Origin of the sequence: Caldalkalibacillus mannanilyticus JCM 10596 (genome assembly GCF_000615945.1) — a bacterium.
Taxonomy (GTDB): Bacteria; Bacillota; Bacilli; order Caldalkalibacillales; family JCM-10596; genus Bacillus_AT; species Bacillus_AT mannanilyticus.
Genome location: NZ_BAMO01000013.1, coordinates 1 through 17,933, shown reverse-complemented (window position 1 = coordinate 17,933; position 17,933 = coordinate 1). Strand labels below are relative to the sequence as shown.

Sequence of the window (17,933 nt, the reverse complement as noted above, 5' to 3'; positions counted from 1 at the left end):
TTTTACTAAAAAACGAAAAGAAGATTAGATTTTTTTACTCCAAACGTTATAAAATGTAAAAGAATAGATCGTCAGACTATATTTGCCATGTATATTTCAAAGGAAGGAGGGGTTTCTTTGTTTTTGAAGGTGTTCTTTGTCATACTAGTCGTTTATCTTGGTATTTCGCTCATTTGCTATATCTCCAATAAATTCTATTACTCTATACATTTGGGATTATTGAGAAAGGGGCTCTATTTCATCTTTGTGTCAGCCTTGCTTGGCGGTTTTCTACTAGATCAAATAAGCTATCAAGATTGGCAGCTCATGCTTCAGCTTACGGCGTTTATTATTTTTATTGACCTCAGTATTTTTCAAACACCCAACATATTAAAGATATGGTCCGCAGAATTCCAACACGCAAACGCTATTGCTGATAACATCCAAAGAAACGAAGAGAGAATTCAGCATATGAATAGGAAAGCGAACATCTTTACAACCATCATTCAGCAAACAGATAGTCATCCTATTACACTACCTTCCGCAAAAAATGGTCATGACTATCTAGAAAAACTAGAATTGTTTTTAACGAGATATACTCAGGAATTTGATTTTTCTCTCAAGCTGTACTCTTTACCACTTGTTGATGACGATCAGTTCCATATTCTATCTTCCGACTTGGCTACGCTGATAGACAGGACCTCAAACACATACAATATTACAATCGAAAACAAAGATGAAATTATTGACGAGTTGCTTGAAGCCAATGTACAATCAGTAAAAGATGGCAAGCATGTATTTATTCCTCTATACGGCTATGATCATCATTTATTGATTATCCTCAGCGCCAATGCAGAAAATGTTATAGAAATCGACACAACAAATATCATAAATTTGATCTTTTTCTACAACCAATTGGTACAAGCACACTAATACATGATATAATAAAGTACGAAGAACTATTTTAGAAGCGGAGGATCGTCGAATGATTACTCAAAAAAAAGATGACAGACTCTGGAGAGAAAATTCTTCTAAAGAACAAACGAATAGAAAAAAGATTACGAAGGTGCCACAGTTTAATTCGACAAAACAATTATTTGAACAAAATAAAAAAATCATGAAGCTGATTTCTGATAAATAACGGTTTGATAAGTAAGAACAAGCTATATGAGATTTGTAGTAAGCAAAGAAGGAACACCCTTCTTTGCTTTTTTAGTATACGTTTATTTTTTTTGGCATAGAGTAAACTGATAATACCAATTACTGCGTAGGAGATGAGTATGATAGGCAGACACAAGAGCACAGAACAACAAAAGAAACAAAAAAAAATTACAACATCAAATATTGATAAAGACAATAAGTTATCTAAAGATAACAATAAACTAATCAAACTGCTTAAGTCTTTTTATAGTTAATAATTAGACAGAAAAAATAGCCCCTAATATACGGGGGCTATACAGCAGTACTTTCTTTGTGTCCTTGTTGAAGCTGATACATCTGATGATATCTCCCATTCAACCGCATTAACGTATCATGATTTCCACTTTCAACGATTTCACCTTTATGCAGAACCAAAATTTGGTCTGCATTTTTTATTGTCGATAAACGATGGGCAATGACAAAGGTCGTTCTCCCCTTCTTTAAAATTTCAAGAGCATTTTGAATAACACTTTCCGTTTCTGTATCTATATTTGCTGTTGCCTCATCTAAAATGAGGATAGCAGGATTAAAGGCTAATGCCCGGGCAAATGAGATTAACTGTCTCTGACCAGAAGATAAGGTACTTCCCTTCTCAATCACAGGCTCATCATACCCTTGAGGTAACAAAGATACAAACTCCTCTGCTCCCACATCCTTTAATGCCTTCTCCACCATTTCTCTAGTGATGGTTGGATCATCTAAGCTTACATTCGAAGCGATCGTTCCAGTAAATAAAAAGGGGTCCTGCAAAACGATTCCCATATGCTTTCTTAAGTGCTGTACAGGCATCTCTTTTATATTCATACCATCAATATAGATATTTCCTTGATTGATTTCATAAAAGCGCAGCAACAGGTTCATAATGGAGCTCTTTCCTGATCCCGTATGTCCAACTAGAGCCACGGTTTCCCCTTGATTGGCTTCAAAGCTAATATTCTTTAGAACATTTTCGTCCTTCTTATAACCAAAAGTGACCTGATCAAAGACAACATCCCCCTTAAAGCGAGGAATCTCTCCTTCTTGCACATCGACTCCTTTTTCATTCATCAGTTGAAAGACTCTCTCTGAGGCAACTAATGCTTGTTCTAATTGTGCTAATTTATTGACCACATCTACTACAGGATGAAATAGGCGATTTAGATAGTCTACAAAAGCATATAAAACTCCCATCGAAACGACACTCCCTACTCCTAAGGAAGCTCCTCCGAAATACCAAATCAGAGCAACGAAGGCAAGATTTCTTAAGACATGCACTAAATTATGCCCTGTCAGGGAGTTCAGATTGAGCAATTTGTTCTGATACGCAAAATGTTCCTTATTAAACTTTTCAAACTCTTCCATCGTCTGATTCGAACGTCTAAAGGCATGAATAATCGGCATGCCTTGAATCGATTCGTTAATCATTCCATTTATATCACTTAATCTTGAGCGAATCACATGATTGTATTTAGAGGCAAATTTACGGTATAAAATAATCCAAACCACAATTATAGGGATGACTAACAAACAAATAGCCGCTAATTTTGCATCCAGTAAGAATAGCGCGGTAAAAATCCCGATCATGTAAATACTACTTGTGAAAAAAGTGGCCAAAACGGTCACATATAATTCTCTAACCGCCTCTGTATCATTGGTCACTCTAGAAACGACCTTTCCTGCTGGTAAGTTATCAAAGTACTGAATGGGAAGGCGTTGTGTTTGACCAAAGACATCCATACGCATCTTCTGAATGATTTGATTTGCTGACGTTTGTAGTAAATAGGATTTTCCATATTGAAAGAAAGAAGCAAAGACTAAGAGAAAGAAATAAATACCGAGAAGAGTGACTAATCCAGGAATCTCCGGCTTATAGAATTGATATAATTCCTCCGCCGTCAATTCTCTTGCTGTATATTCTTTACGCTCATCTCCCTTTTGAATGATCAGCTTTCCTTTCTCTGCTATTCTTTCTCCATCAAAAGCAATGGCTTGATCAATAAAATAATACTTTCTACCCACTTGTAAAATTCTCACTTCTTCTCCACGACTCTCATTTTCTAGAAAATGATCATCTCGCTTATACCACGTTCCTTGAAAAGAAACGGCTTTTTTATCTGTTAGCTCCGTTTCATACCATTTGAATTCAATGCCCAAAATATGATTATCAATCATTTTCTTGGCAATAAAAGGCCCTGTTAACTCTGCCATTACAGCAATCGTCAGCATGAGTAATGCCAATAAAATTGATTTTTTATAGAGAAGGGCATAATTGAATAATCGTTTTCCAACTCTCATTAAATCACCTTACTCTCATTTAGTTTTGATTCTAGCTGCTGTCGATCGAATTGCTCCTTGTACCAACCGTTCTTATGAACAAGCTGATGATGTGTTCCCTGCTCGACAATCTGTCCATCCTCTAAGACGAGAATCCAATCCGCATGCTGTACTGCGGATAAGCGATGCGTAGTGATAAAGGTCGTTTTTCCTTTCCGTTCTTCTCTAATGTTCGTAATAATCATCGCTTCTGTCTTGGCATCAACCGCAGACATCGCATCATCAAGAATAAGGATCTCAGGATCAATAAGTAAGGCTCGAGCAATCGCCACCCGTTGCTTTTGTCCTCCTGATAAAGCAACCCCCTTCTCACCAACCAGTGTTTCTAACCCATCAGGCAAAGACTCGATATCTCGATCAAAAGCAGCAAGGTAAATGCTCTTCATCAGTTCATTCTCCGAACGTTCAGGATCACCAAAGTATATGTTCGCCTTTACCGTTTTAGAAAATAAGAATTGATCTTGAGGTACATACCCTATCCAGCTTTTTAATTCATCTAAGGAAATATGCTCCAGTGCAACTCCTGAAATACGAATCTCACCTTGCCCCAAAGGATACTCTCTTAATAATTGCTTTAAGAGTGTGGTTTTTCCTGATCCTGTCTTACCTACTATCCCCAGTGTCTGGCCCCTCTGTAACGTGAATGAGATATCTTGCAGGTTATCTACTTGAGAAGTGGGATAACGAAAGCGAACCTGTTTAAATTCAATGGTTTCCGGCAACTTCATGCTATTTGTTCTCTCATGATCCTCAACATCAGGCTGGTAAGCCAAGGTTTCATTGACTCGATCTAGAGAAGCATTTCCTCGTTGCATAATATTAATGAGCTCACCAACGGCAAACATCGGCCAGATCAGCATTCCTAAATAGACATTAAAAGAAACCAGCTCTCCAAGAGTAATCGTACTATGAAAAACCAAATAAGCTCCATAACCTAGCCCTATAAGGTAACTAATCCCTACAAGTACTTTAATCGTCGGTTCGAACAAGGAATCAATCTTGGCTACAGCAATGTTTTTCTGTAACACATCATTTGTTACGTCCTTAAATTTTCTTTGACTTTCTTTTTCTTGAACATAAGCTCGAATGACTCGAACACCCGCAATAGTTTCTAACACTTGATCATTCATGCCTCCAAAGGCATCCTGAGCCGCTGTAAAGCGTTTATGGATTCTCTTGCCGAATACACTAATCGCTAACGCCATGAAGGGCAAGGGAAGCAAAGCCATAAAAGTTAACTTCCAGCTAATGAAAAACCCCATTGTTAATATAATGGTAATCATGAAGAAGGAGGAATCGATTAACGTCAGTATTCCAAAACCTGCTGTCATCGAAATAGCTTTTAAATCATTCGTTGCCCTTGCCATTAAATCTCCTGTTCGATTCTTTTCGTAAAAGGTTGGGGTCATTCGTAATAAATGATGCATAAAACGAGTACGCATGATTCGTTCTACTAAAAATGAACCACCAAACAATAGATAAAGCCATGTGTATGTGACAACATAGATCACAACAATTAATAGTCCATAGAATAAAACGATCTGAACCATTCTTTCCATGGTCCATACTCCCATATTCATTTCATCAATCGCAATTCCTATTAGCTTAGGTGGAATGACTTCAAGAATTCCTACAAAGATCAGAAGAAGAATGGCAACGGTATATCTCTTCCAATATTCTTTGAAAAACCACGCTAATTTCTGTAAAGCTGCAAACATGCTGTTTCACCTCTCCTTTTTAAGCAAAAAAATACCACATTTTAATGTGGTATAATATCCCAATAGATGTGCGTACTAAAGTACATGCTATTTCAGAATATAAAAAACCACAAGCGAACGCCTGCGGTCTATTATCAATAACAATAATAGTAAGAGATCATTAAAAAACATGACAATCCCTAACGTATCTGACAAAACGCAGGTCGATCTAATATGAATTTGTTCAGATGTTCTTCTACAAGTTGAATCAATCCAGTTACTAAAATCATAGTAATCAAACCTCCGTTTCCTTTACATTTTTAATCATCATTATTTTTTCTAAACATTTACATTACAAATACTACCACTATCGCCACTAAACTGTCAATCTTTTTTTTCAAATAATGGAATCAGTCTGTCATGAAGCGCTTTTTCTAAATAAGGCTCAACTTTCAAAAACTGTTTAAACATCAGATATTCCTTGACGAGATGTTCTTGGTCATTAGCAGAAGTTTTGATTGCTCTCAGCAATAAATTTTTAGCGGTATGCTCCATATCAATAAATTCAAGAATTTGAGTTTTATAGCCCATAATGTCTAACAATTGTGCTCGGATTGAATCTGTTGCTAGAGCAGAGAACCTCTCACGGATGATTCCATGTCTAAGCATAGGTTCAAGCTGGACCTGCTCGATTTGACGATGTAATTCATGCTGACAGCAAGGTACTGACAATATGACTTCTGCTCCCCAACGCACTGCCTTTTCAAGGGCTGCATCTGTTGCTGTATCACAGGCATGCAGGGTAACGACCATATTGACCTGATCTAATTCATTATAATCAGCGATATCTCCGACCATAAAGTGGAGATCGTTAAACCCAAACTTTTGGACAAGCGACTGACAATGCTGGATCACATCCTTTTTCAAATCAAGACCAATGATCTTCACCTCTAAACCTTGCAGCTCCTTCAAATAATAGTGCAAGGCGAAGGTCAAATAGGATTTCCCACAGCCAAAATCAACAATGCGTATCGGTCCATTTTTACTGAGATAAGGAACAACGTCCTGAATGATTTCTAGAAAACGATTAATCTGTCTAAATTTATCGTATTTTTTCGCTAGAACTTTCCCTTCAGCATTCATTACTCCCAGTTCAATTAAGAAGGGAACAGGTTTACCCTCTTCAAGGATATAGTGCTTTTTTCGATTATGTGACAGGTCAATTTTTTGCTTAGTAGGCTTTTTCTTCAGTATAGACACTTTGAATTTTTTACTGATCAAAATTTGATAATCAGCTTCTAAGGTATTTATGATTCCTTGTTTAAATTTTTGTTGGAAAAGCTCAAAAGTCTTCTCTGTTGCTTGTCCAGGAAGCAGATTTTCATGCGCTACTTTTTTTTCATAGAAGTAGCTAAATTGATAAATCCTCTCTCCTTTAAGCTCAATCGGTTTTATCGTTACTTTCTTATATCCCTCAGGCTCATTAGAGCGTGTATGACTAAGAGAAGCTTGAATCAATGCTTGCCCTTGGAATACTTGAGTGAGCAGTTCTTCTATTTTTTCCACCACTGATCCTCCTTTATTACAGTTAAATCAGTAAATTAAATAACTCAGGGTTTTTGTTAATTTCACTATAGGTAAAGCCTTTGCGGTTCATTCTTTCAATCAGCGGCTCATAATCGCTCTTGCATTTCAATTCAATGCCGACTAAGGCTGGACCATTGTCTTTGTTATTCTTTTTGGTATATTCGAAACGCGTTATATCATCTGATTCACTAAGAACCTCTTCCATAAACTCTCTTAAAGCTCCCGCTCTTTGAGGGAAATGTACAATAAAGTAATGCTTTAACCCTTCATAGATCAGGGAGCGTTCTTTAATCTCCTGCATGCGGTCTATATCATTATTCCCCCCGCTAATAATACATACCACATTTTTTCCTTTAATTTCATCTTTGTAAAAGTCTAATGCCGCAATAGATAGTGCACCTGAAGGCTCAGCAACGATGGCATTTTCGTTATATAGTTCAAGAATTGTTGTGCAAACTTTCCCCTCAGGAACAAGGAGAATATCATCGACAACGTCTTTACATATGTCATAGGTAATATCCCCTACTCTTTTAACAGCAGCCCCATCGACAAAGGTATCAATGTTCTCCAAGGATACAACCTTCCCCTTCTCTAGGGACTCTTTCATTCCAGGAGCTCCAACAGGCTCTACACCAATTATTCGAGTGGCGGGGCTTATTGTTTTGACATAAGAACCGACCCCAGAAGCTAGTCCGCCTCCCCCTATTCCAACGAATATGTAATCTAGCTGTTCCTCCATTTTATTCATAATTTCCATCCCGACAGTACCTTGTCCAGCAATGGTTAATAAATCATCGAAGGGATGGATAAAAGGAATGCTTTCTTTTTCTGCATAGCTAATTGCTTCTTTATATGAATCGTCGAAGGTATCCCCCGTCAAAATCACTTCAACATAGTCTCCACCAAAACGTTTTACTTGAGAGATTTTTTGTCGAGGCGTTGTAGAAGGCATGAAAATCTTGCCTATGATTCCTAGGTTTTTGCAGGAATACGCTACTCCTTGTGCATGATTGCCCGCACTAGCACAAACAATCCCTCGAACTAAATCATTTGCAGGATAATGCTTGATGATGTTATAAGCTCCTCTAATCTTAAAGGAACGTACAACCTGCTGATCCTCACGCTTCAGATAAACATTACATCCGTATCGGTTCGAAAGAATTTCATTTCGTTGAAGCGGCGTTTTAATAATGACATCCTTTAATGTCTGGTAGGCAATAATGATGTCCTCTACTTGTATTTTACTCATAATCCTATCCCTCTTTAGTCTGTAATTAAGAAAAGCTTCTAGTGAAGCTCTTTCCAAGATGTCGTCTAGAACATTTTAAAAAATTTGAATGATATGTAAAAATCGATCCTTACTCCAAAGGATCGATTTTTTAAAAGTACATTAATTATTAGCTTTTTCAGGTTCTATGTCAATAGGACTTGCACCATGAGTTTGACGATTCAGCAACGTTTGGATCAGAACTCCTGCGGTGACGATTGCCAAAGCAATGGCATCCCATAACAGATTAGCATTGATTAGACAGATTGAGGCAACCACTAGCAACACTCGCACAAGCACATTCGCTTGTTTTCCGGCAAACCAGCCTTGCACAGCAGCGGAAAGGAGATAGATTCCTGCCGATGCCGTTACCACCGCAATCGCAATGCTGACACCCTCACCCACCATCAACAGCTGAGGACTGTAGATAAACATAAATGGGACAATAAAGGCTGCAATCCCTAAACGAAATGCTTGAACACCTGTTTTAAATGGATCGGTTCCAGCTACACCAGCAGCAGCATAAGCAGCTAAGGCAACAGGAGGTGTAATAGCAGACATAACCGCATAATAAAAGACAAACATATGGGCGAAAAGAGGATCAATCCCTACGCTAATAAGACCTGGTGCCACGACCGATGCTGCTACAGCATAAGCAGCCGTAGTAGGCATTCCCATTCCTAAAAGGATCGAAATGAACATCGCAAATAATAAAGCTAATAACTGATTATTATCTGCAATGCTTAAAAGCATTGAGCTAAATCTCAATCCCACGCCCGTAAGAGCAATGACTCCCACGATAATTCCCGCACAGGCACAAACAGCAAGCAGTTGAATTGTATTTTTCATTCCCAATTCAAGAGCTTCAAAGACTTTGACGATCCCCATCCTGGTTTCTTTTCTAACCAAGCTAATCAGAAAGCAAGCGACTATACTGTATGTTCCCGATAAGATGACGGAGAACCCGCTTAATAGTAATCCTATCAACAGGATAATAGGAAGAAATAGATAGGATTGTTTTAAAATCGTACTCATTTTAGGCAGTTCTGCACGTGACAATCCTTTCATTCCGTTTTTGAGCGCTTCAAAATCAACCATTAAATAAACGGATAAAAAATAGAGAAGTGCCGGAATCGTCGCTGCAATAACGATATCAGAATATTTAATGCCCGTGATTTCCGCCATTAGGAAGGCTCCCGCTCCCATAATCGGAATCATGATTTGACCACCTGCCGAAGCAGTTGCTTCAGTCGCAGCCGCAAAGCGAGGATGATAGCCCACCCTTTTCATTAAAGGAATGGTTAATGAACCCGTTGCCACGGCGTTTCCTGCTGAGGTTCCATTCATCATCCCCATTAGACCACTAGAAATAACCGATACTTTTGCTGGACCTCCACGCATCCCTCCTGCAAGTGAAAAGGAAAAATCTATAAAATACCTTCCGACCCCTGACATCTGCAAAAATGCACCAAAAATAATAAAGAGTACAATGTACTTAGAGGATACATCAAGCGTTACTCCAAATATTCCATCTAAACCATAGATGTAGGTGGCAAATCTCTGGAGAGTATATCCGTTATGATGTAAGATGCTAGGCAGATACGGTCCCACAAAAGCATAAAGAATAAAGAATCCAGACAAAATAGGCAACGTCCAGCCACTGGTTCTCCGTGTCAATTCTAACACCAGCAAAATACCTACAATGGCAACTATCGAATCCAATAGCGTTGGGCGAACACCGAATCTAAATAATAGCTGCGCCAAGTTCATATAGATGTATAAGCCTATAGCGATACTCGCTACAATAAGAGTCCAATCAAACCAATGGATCCTCTGAGCTGCTTTTTTCCAACCAGGAAATAGCATAAAACCTAATATTGCTCCAAAAACAAGATGTGTACTTCTAAAAATCCAAGGATCAATGGCATGAAAATTCAAGATATAGAGATGAAAAATAGCACCAAGGACAGCAATGGCAGTAAAGGTGATTTTGATGAAGCCGGTTAACTTTCTCGCTTCGGTTGAACTCCCCACTTGCTCTTCTTCCATCTGATGCTGAACGATTGTAGCTGGTGATTTCTTTTCAGCTTCATTTGCTTCAGCTTTGTTTCTCAACATCCTATTCACCTTAATCACCCCTTAATGGGAATGAAGCAACCCCCTCTTTCTAAAAGAGGAGATGCTCATTCGATATATCAGTTCTTACATTTTTATATTCTTTAAAAGAATAACCTTTTAAATACAGAATATTCAATCTATTTTTGGTGCTCTGGTGGGTATACTTCTTTCGGTAGCTGAATACCAATCTCTTCATAGTATCGAATAGCACCTGGATGTAAAGGAAGTACCGTATTTTTCAAGATCGCTTCAGGAACCGCTTCCTCTGCTGAAACATGTGTTTTGATCATGTGATCTTGGTTCTCATGATATGCTTTCACTAACTCATAAACAAATTCTGAGTTCATGTTCTTATGCACGACTCCAAAATTAAACATGGCAATCGTTTCAATGTCATCCTTAGCAGATTGATAGGTTCCACCTGGAATTGTGAAAGGAAAGAAGAATGGATACTTTTCCATTACTTTTTCACGCGCATCACCATCAATACCAAATATCTTAATTTTTCTCTGCGCTTCAATTTCAGATACCGCCGAAATAGGAATCCCTGCGGAAAATCCAATAATATCCAATTGACCATCCATCTGCTGTGACGCCATATCAGAAGCCCCTGCCTGAACATTCGTGGTATTTAGATCTAGTGCCGCATGGATCAGTGGTAAATAGGTTCCTGACGTTCCCCCAGCAGGTCCTACTCCAACTCGTTGACCCTTAATATCTTCTAATTTAGTTACACCAGCATTTTCTAAAGCCCACCAGTGGAACGGTGTCGTATACATTGGAAAGATGATTCTAATATCCTCCATTTTTTCGCCGTCTGTCCAATCTCCCGTTCCTGTAAACCCTTCATAAGCAGGTCCTAACGTCACTAATCCAATATCTTGATCTCTTACTTGAGTCAATTGCATGTTATGTACCGGTCCCCCGGTTACTTCCACATTAGCAGAAACTCCCAATTTTTGCTGTAATAACTCTGCTAGCCCTGCTCCATAAATAAAGTACGTTCCTCCTTGTGAAGCGGTTCCTATCTTCACGGTTGTTGGTCTAGCATCTTCTGTTACTTCACTCGTAGCTGAATTGGCATCATTTTTTGTACCTCCAGTCGCACTTTGACCACAAGCAGCCAATAGAGTCAAGGAAAGACACGCAAACAATGTGAGCGCTTTCTTTTTCCATCTGATTTTCATAGTACTTTTCCCCCATTCATTTTTTGTTTTTTGGTAGATGGCTTATATATCTTGCTCCAAACCGTTCAGAAAAAGTTTGATAAATCGGTTTAAAAGCCTCTTCCCAAGCTTTTCTTTCCTCATCTGATAACTCATGAACAGAAATGCAGTTGCATTCACGTATCATGGTAAGCTTCTCATGATTTAATGATTGAGCAACTTCTCTTTCCCATTCTGTTACTTCCTCTAGGGTTTTCTTTATCACTTGCTGTACATCAGTAGGAAGGCTATTCCAGAAGGTATTATTCGTCAACACAAGGTATCCAAGATAACCATGATTACTCAAAGTCATATAGGACTGAAGGTAAATAGATTTCGACTCGTAATATTTGATAGAGTATTTTCTTGACCATCAATCCCATTCATCTCCAGTTGTTGAAAGACCTCATTAAATGTTAAATGCACACTCGTAGCCTGTAATGTTTGAAATTGCTCCTCTAGCACCCAACTAGGCATGATTCTTATCTTTAACCCCATGAAATCTTCCAGATGAACAAGTGGACCCCTATTATTCGTCATTTGTTTAAAGCCATTATCCCAAATATCTAATGGATAGACCCCTTTTGCCAATAGTTTTTGTAAAAGTTCATTTCCAATAGGACCTGTCAAATAGCTATGCACTTCCTTCTCGTTTTCAAAGGCAAATGGCAAGTCTATCACACTAAATTCTGGGACAAGATCAGTAAGCTTTGACGTGGCAGGGGCAATCATCTGAATGTCCCCTCGTAAGAGAGCATCTATTTCTTCCCCATCTCGATAGAAAGTTCCATTAGGAAATACTTGTACCTCCACTCTCCCATTGGTTCGTTCTTTCACGAGTTTAGCAAATTTACGAGCGGCTAGTCCTTTTGGTGTTTCTTCTCCAACGACGTGAGAAAAGCGAATCACAATTCTTTCTTCTTCACTTAGTTGTTCATGATCAGTGGGATAAGAAGCGCGACAGGAAACCAGAATACAGATCAAGAACGAAACGATCAACCCTTTAGCTATACACAATACGAAACCATTTTTTTTGTACACGATACCCTCCATTAATACTGTCAAACTGCCTAGCTGGCTTTGACTACACTTAGTATAAAACGCTTACATTACTTGAACAATAAAAAGACCATACTGTTCTTTTTGGTCTTTTTGGTCTTGTTTTTTAAAGCGAATAGAAATGACTCGGTCTTCCTACAGTTCCATAGCGAATATGGACTTGTATCTTCCCTTCCTTCTCTAAATAGTCTAAATATCTCCTGACTGTCACTCTAGCCATTCCGAGCGCCCGAGCAAGCTGCTCTGCTGTAACAGGCTCCTTCTGCTGCTCCAGACCCTTCACAATTTGATTCAATGTCGTTTCACTTAAACCTTTGGGTATAGCTGGGCTTTCTATTTGTGCAACTTTCCAGCCATCTATATCTTCTTGTTTGAGAGAATCGATATTTTGAAGCTTTGACCACATTTTATAGTAGGTGTCTAACGCCGCCTTAAACCGCTCGAATCGAAAAGGCTTTACTAGATAATCTACAGCCCCAAGTCTAAGCACCTCGTGAATGGTTTTGGCATCTCTAGCAGCGGTGATCATAATGATATCACTTGGGATTTTCTCATCACGTATTTTTAAGAGTAAATCTACACCTGACATATCTGGTAAGTACATATCTAGAAGAATTAAATCTGGTGCCATTCGCTTGATTTGTTGATAGGCATCCTCACCATTCGTAGCCGTTCCAACACAACGATACTGCGAAAGTTTTTTCAAAAAACCTTGATTCACATCTAGTACCATAGGATCATCTTCGATAATAAAAACCTTGATTTGCTTCATTTGTTTCCCCTCCCAACAGAATTTTTATTTTGGTTCCTTCTCCTATTTTAGAGGAAACTTCCATTTCACCTTCTTGGGCATCTACGATCTGTTTGACCAAGGCTAAACCAATTCCTCTTCCTTCTTTGGCTTTCGTGCTGAAGCCATAGTCGAACATTTTTACCCTTTCACTTTCTGTAATTCCTACCCCCGTATCCTTGACTTCAATTAAAAAGAAATGTTCATTTCCTTGAATGATACACGTTACTTGCTTGTTTTCTCCTGAATCGATACACGCTTCCAGTGCATTCTCAATCACATTCCCAATCAAGGTAATAAGATCTCCTGAATGGAGCCCCTCAATAATATCTGTCAAGTAGCTTGTACGATCAATGGTAAGTTGTACTCCTAGCTCGTGAGCTCTAGATCGCTTTCCTAGCAACAATCCAGAAATAGAATAGACAGAAATATGATCTTTAAAATATTGAATCACATCCTGTTCATCCGATGTTTCATCAATAATTTTGTCCAGAGCTTCTTCCGTTCGATCTAGCTGAATTAAGCCTGCTATACTGTGCAACTTATTCATGTATTCATGATTTTGTGCTCTTAACGCATCCACAAGGTTTTTAACCCCTGTCAGCTCTTCTGCTAAACGATTCGCCTCCGTCCGATTGGTAAGGATCAGCACGGTGCCAACAAAAGTTTCTTTGACATAGATCGGATGGATGGTTGTTAAATACATTTTACCTTTCAACAGCATTGTTTTATTGACGGTTTCAATCCCCCGATTTTGAATCATAAATTGCCAAAGCTCTGGAAATAGCTTGTGCAAGGAATATTCGTAAGATATATTGATTTGCTCGATTCCCGCATATTCCTGTGCCAAGCGATTCATGAAACTTATCTTCCCTTGATCGTCTACTGCTACAATTCCTGTATCCAGCGCCTGCATCACAGCTGATCTTTCCTCTAGTAATTTTGAGATTTCATAAGGCTCCATTCCTAGCATTTGCTTCTTGATGTTATTGGCTAATAGCCATGAACCTAGCAAACCAATGACTAATCCCCAAACCAAAGAAAGGAGAATATCATATTGAAATTGATATAGTACGTTCTGAATGGTAGGAGTTAAGACACCGACTACAACCACTCCTACCTGCCGAACCCCTTCTTCATCCATGACAGGAACAAAGGCCCGAATAGCAGAACCTAGTACTCCATAAGCCTTTGATAAATACTCGTGTTCCGAAAGTGAGGCATTCTCATCTCCCCCTCAAACGCACTGCCAATCTTATCCTCTGAGGGATGCGAATATCGAATGCGATTCATATCAAAAACAACAACATAATCAACATTGGTCGCTAATCGGATTCGTTCAGCTATCGGTTGAATCGTTTTATGACCGTTCATTTTTCCTACATTTTCTTTAATTTCAGCTAATTGCGCTACTGTCCTTGAGATAGACAAGGCTCTTTGACCCAATTCTTTTTCAAATGCTGAAGAAACACTGTAGACCATGATTAAACCACTGGTCAATACAGAGGTAAATACAATGAAAAAAGAATAGATAAGAATTTTTGTACGTAAAGCAATTTGCATAGAGCCATCCCTCTTTTGAATCGTATAATAAAGCCGACTTCCATCAGATGGAATTTTTACTCCACCTGAAGATTAGACCGAGATAAATTACATTATACAGATTATGCCTATAAAAAAACATCGTGAAATGGTTGTATATTTATGCTATTATAGGAATATTACAAAAAATTCTTACATTCGTACAGTACAGAGATAAAGTAGAATTCCATCAGATGGAATTTTCATTCCACCTGATGGTTAAAATGTATGAATCTTATTCATGTAAGTTGATAGGAAGGATGGAGAAAATGTCTATACTGGTACAACAACAACTCAAAGACAATGATAATAGCGCTCCACTCCGTAGGGATGTTAAATTCCTGGGACATATTCTCGGGGATGTTCTTATCCACCATGGAGGGCATGAGCTATTAGAAACGGTTGAAAGAATAAGAGAGAAAACAAAACTGTTACGGGAAGAGTTTGATGAAGCTACCTACCTCTTATTAAAGAAGGAAATCAAGGAGCTTCAAGAGCCATTAAGAAAGCAAGTGATTCGAGCTTTTTCCATTTACTTTCACTTAGTTAATATCGCCGAACAAAATCATCGTATCCGCAGAAGACGGCAATATCAGCTTGAAGAGCATCAAGGATCACAGCCTCATTCCATTGAGAATGCTGTACAATCCTTAAAACAAAACGAGATCGATCCAAGCTTAGTAGAGGAAGTCCTAAATAAGCTTTCTTTAGAGCTGATCATTACAGCACACCCAACAGAAGCCATGAGACGCTCTGTTCTTGAAATACATCAGCGAATTGCTCATCTTTTGCAGCAGCTAGATCACCCACTTCTACATAGAGCAGAGAAGAAATATCTTCAGGAGCGACTCTTTAATGAAGTGATGATCCTATGGCAAACAGAAGAGCTGCGTATCGAAAAACCAACTGTCATGGATGAGGTTTCGAATGGACTCTATTATTTTGATGAAACTTTATTTGATGTGCTTCCAAAAATCCATCAGGAGCTTGAAGATTCCTTACAAGAAATTTATCCCGAAAACGGCTGGGAGGTTCCTAATTTTCTTCGATTTGGTTCGTGGATTGGTGGAGATCGAGATGGCAACCCTAACGTGACACCAGAGATCACATGGAAAACCCTTATGAAGCAAAGAAAACTAGTGCTGCGCAAATATAAAGCAGCGCTAAAAGAGCTCATGCGTAGACTCTCTCATTCCATACATCATGTAAAAGTGGATCCAGAGCTTTTGGAGTCTATTGAGAGAGAAGAGCACCTTCTGCCAGAAGGAGAAAAATGGAGAATTCGTCATGAGGTATATCGTTGTAAATTAAGCATCATGAACAAAAAGCTAACAAATGTAGAAAATGAAAGTGAAGGATATCTTTCGGCTGAAGAATTTTTGAAAGACTTAAAATTAATCCAACGAAGCCTAGCATTGCATATTCCAACCAATCATCCAATAAAAGATTTACAAAAATTAATTCGTCAAGTGGAGCTGTTTGGTTTTCATCTAGCTACTTTAGATATTCGAAACCATAGTGGAGAGCATGAAGCAGCCATCTCTGAAATCCTGCAAAAAGTAAATCTGGCTTCAGATTACCCTTCACTCTCCGAGGAGAATAAAGTGACATTGCTTGTCGATATTCTAGGTGACCCCAGACCCATCACCTCTACCTTCGGAGAATATTCTAAGCAGACAACAGAAATACTCGACGCCTTTCATATGATCAGACGTGCCCATCAGGAGTTCGGTGAAAGATCAATCGAAGTATACCTAGTAAGCATGACACAATCGACAAGTGATCTCTTAGAAATTTTAGTACTCGCCAAAGAAGCTGGACTCTATAAGATTCATGCTGATGGACAGGTACAGAGTAAAATCACAGTAGCCCCTCTATTAGAAACCATCGATGATCTAAGTGCTGGACCCGATATTATGAAAAAGTGTTTTGAGCTAGATGTATTTCGTAAACATCTCAAGAGCCGTAATGATCTACAAGAAATCATGCTGGGATATTCGGATGGAAGCAAAGACGGCGGTACTTTAACTGCGAATTGGAAGCTATACAAAGCCCAGCAAGAGATTCATGATGTAGCAAAACAATACGATGTACGTCTAAAGTTCTTTCATGGACGCGGTGGCTCTCTAGGTCGTGGTGGCGGTCCATTGAATCGAAGCATTCTTTCTCAACCTGCGGAAACCTTAGGTGATGGAGTGAAAATTACAGAGCAAGGAGAGGTGCTATCCTCTAGATACTCCCTGCATGATATTGCCTACCGCAGCCTTGAACAGGCAACTCATGCACTGTTAACAGCTTCTGCTCATGTTTCGAAGGATGCTGAACATCAGAACGAACGAAGACCTGAATGGGAACAGACAATGGAAATGATCTCTGCTCATTCACTCAAGAAGTATCAAGATTTAGTCTTTGGTGATCCTGACTTTCTTACTTATTTCAGACAAGCTACACCATTACCAGAGCTCGGCGCTCTAAATATCGGTTCAAGACCCATGAGCCGAAAAGGAAGCTCACGATTTGAAGATCTACGTGCCATTCCTTGGGTTTTTGCTTGGACGCAAAGCAGACAATTACTACCTGCATGGTATGCCGCGGGAACTGGTTTATCACGCTATGCAGCGTCTGAAACTGAGCTTAGCCAATTGCAAAATATGTATAGAGAATGGCCATTCTTCCGCTCCACTATAGATAATTTACAGATGGCTTTAATGAAGGCTGATTTTACTACAGCAAAAGAGTACATTGCTATGGTTGAAGAAGAAGAGGTTGCCTCTAGAATCTATTCTATTCTAAAAGAAGAATTTGACTTAACGAAAAAAATCATTTTAGCAATCACCGGTCAGCAAGATCTATTAGATCATATTCCTAACATCAAGGAGTCAATCCGATTGAGGAATCCCTATGTAGATCCTTTAAGTTATTTACAGGTTGCTCTTGTCATGGAACTACGCAAACAAAAAGAACAGGGGCATGAAGACGAAGCCCTGTTACGAGAAGTTCTCCTGACGATCAATGGAATTGCTGCCGGACTGAGAAATACTGGTTGATAACAGCAGAAAAAGACCTAGCGCGATATTAAATGGTAGTGACCCCAAAAAGTTAAAGTTTTAATTATGCAGCTATTAGGCTGGTTTGAG

General features: G+C 38.9%; 12 protein-coding genes and 1 pseudogene. 3 read left to right on the top strand and 10 right to left on the bottom strand.

The features are described 5' to 3' along the window. The first annotated feature begins 117 nt into the window (after positions 1–117). Positions 118–912, top strand: a complete 795-nt coding sequence (locus JCM10596_RS09055) for a type II toxin-antitoxin system SpoIISA family toxin (RefSeq protein ID WP_025026850.1) — start codon at positions 118–120, stop codon at positions 910–912. Positions 913–964: 52 nt separating this feature from the next. Continuing rightward, entirely contained in the window at positions 965–1,120 is a 156-nt protein-coding gene (locus JCM10596_RS29500; RefSeq protein ID WP_159102336.1) for a hypothetical protein, read from the top strand. Between the two features lie 311 nt (positions 1,121–1,431). On the opposite strand, the gene JCM10596_RS09040 is transcribed toward JCM10596_RS29500, so the two are convergent. From JCM10596_RS09040 to JCM10596_RS30150, 10 genes and pseudogenes are all read right to left on the bottom strand, one after another. Beyond that, positions 1,432–3,453, bottom strand: a complete 2,022-nt coding sequence (locus JCM10596_RS09040) for an ABC transporter ATP-binding protein (protein WP_025026849.1) — start codon at positions 3,451–3,453, stop codon at positions 1,432–1,434. After that, on the bottom strand, positions 3,453–5,210 hold the full coding sequence (locus JCM10596_RS09035; protein ID WP_025026848.1) for an ABC transporter ATP-binding protein: 1,758 nt from the start codon (positions 5,208–5,210) through the stop codon (positions 3,453–3,455). Before JCM10596_RS09035 ends, JCM10596_RS09040 begins: the two co-directional genes overlap by 1 nt. Positions 5,211–5,573: 363 nt before the next feature. Beyond that, a complete protein-coding gene (locus JCM10596_RS09030) occupies positions 5,574–6,755 on the bottom strand; it encodes a class I SAM-dependent methyltransferase (RefSeq protein WP_025026847.1) in 1,182 nt (393 codons plus the stop codon). A 22-nt stretch (positions 6,756–6,777) separates the two neighbouring features. After that, entirely contained in the window at positions 6,778–8,025 is a 1,248-nt protein-coding gene (ilvA, locus tag JCM10596_RS09025; protein WP_025026846.1) for a threonine ammonia-lyase IlvA, read from the bottom strand. Positions 8,026–8,166: 141 nt separating this feature from the next. Continuing rightward, positions 8,167–10,161 carry a TRAP transporter permease gene (locus JCM10596_RS09020; protein WP_025026845.1) on the bottom strand — a complete coding sequence of 665 codons (1,995 nt, stop codon included), beginning with the start codon at positions 10,159–10,161 and terminating at the stop codon, positions 8,167–8,169. Positions 10,162–10,298: 137 nt separating this feature from the next. Further along, the gene (locus tag JCM10596_RS09015) at positions 10,299–11,348 is read right to left on the bottom strand and encodes a TAXI family TRAP transporter solute-binding subunit (RefSeq protein WP_025026844.1); all 1,050 of its coding nucleotides are present in this window, start codon (positions 11,346–11,348) and stop codon (positions 10,299–10,301) included. Between the two features lie 16 nt (positions 11,349–11,364). After that, a pseudogene (locus JCM10596_RS24695) lies at positions 11,365–12,419 on the bottom strand (DctP family TRAP transporter solute-binding subunit). A 112-nt stretch (positions 12,420–12,531) separates the two neighbouring features. Then, positions 12,532–13,197: a response regulator gene (locus JCM10596_RS09005; protein ID WP_025026843.1), complete on the bottom strand. Its 666-nt coding sequence runs from the start codon at positions 13,195–13,197 to the stop codon at positions 12,532–12,534. Further along, positions 13,163–14,359 (bottom strand): sensor histidine kinase, encoded by a 1,197-nt coding sequence (locus JCM10596_RS24690; RefSeq protein WP_234410456.1) that lies wholly within the window; start codon positions 14,357–14,359, stop codon positions 13,163–13,165. The genes JCM10596_RS09005 and JCM10596_RS24690 overlap by 35 nt, the downstream gene beginning before the upstream one ends. A 29-nt stretch (positions 14,360–14,388) precedes the next feature. Next, positions 14,389–14,778, bottom strand: coding sequence for a hypothetical protein (locus tag JCM10596_RS30150; protein WP_234410455.1), 390 nt, complete (start codon positions 14,776–14,778; stop codon positions 14,389–14,391). Between the two features lie 287 nt (positions 14,779–15,065). On the opposite strand from JCM10596_RS30150, the gene ppc reads away from it, so the two are divergent. Next, on the top strand, positions 15,066–17,843 hold the full coding sequence (gene ppc, locus JCM10596_RS08995; RefSeq protein ID WP_034680991.1) for a phosphoenolpyruvate carboxylase: 2,778 nt from the start codon (positions 15,066–15,068) through the stop codon (positions 17,841–17,843). The last annotated feature ends 90 nt before the right edge of the window (positions 17,844–17,933 follow it).